This is a genomic window from Brevibacillus sp. SIMBA_040 (genome assembly GCF_046535075.1).
Lineage (GTDB): Bacteria > Bacillota > Bacilli > Brevibacillales > Brevibacillaceae > Brevibacillus.
The window spans coordinates 1-262 of sequence record NZ_JAWRXI010000246.1; the positions used below are offsets into that span (position 1 = coordinate 1).

At 38.9% G+C, this 262-nt stretch carries 1 protein-coding gene; it reads right to left on the reverse strand.

All coding sequences use genetic code 11. From position 1 onward, the window contains the following. On the reverse strand, nt 1-235 hold a 235-nt coding region (locus SB752_RS32710; RefSeq protein WP_410719549.1), incomplete at its 3' end, for a hypothetical protein. Nucleotides 236-262 lie beyond the last annotated feature (27 nt).

The window sequence follows — 262 nt, forward strand, 5'->3', positions numbered from 1 at the left end:
CTGCTGTTCCTGCTGTTTGTCCTAAGCTTGATGTAGTACGCATATAAGTTCCTACAACTGCACTTTTAAAAAGGGAAGAACTATTTATTTTGTTTACTGCCAATCCTCCAAAGGCACTCATTCCTGCCTGAGTTACATATGTTCTGGTAGATACACCGCCAGTAAATATTGATTTACTGTCAGCGATATTTATATTAACTGCAGTTGAAAGAACAGCATTTCCAACACAATTCATCCCTAGACCAGCTAATGACGATTGGGT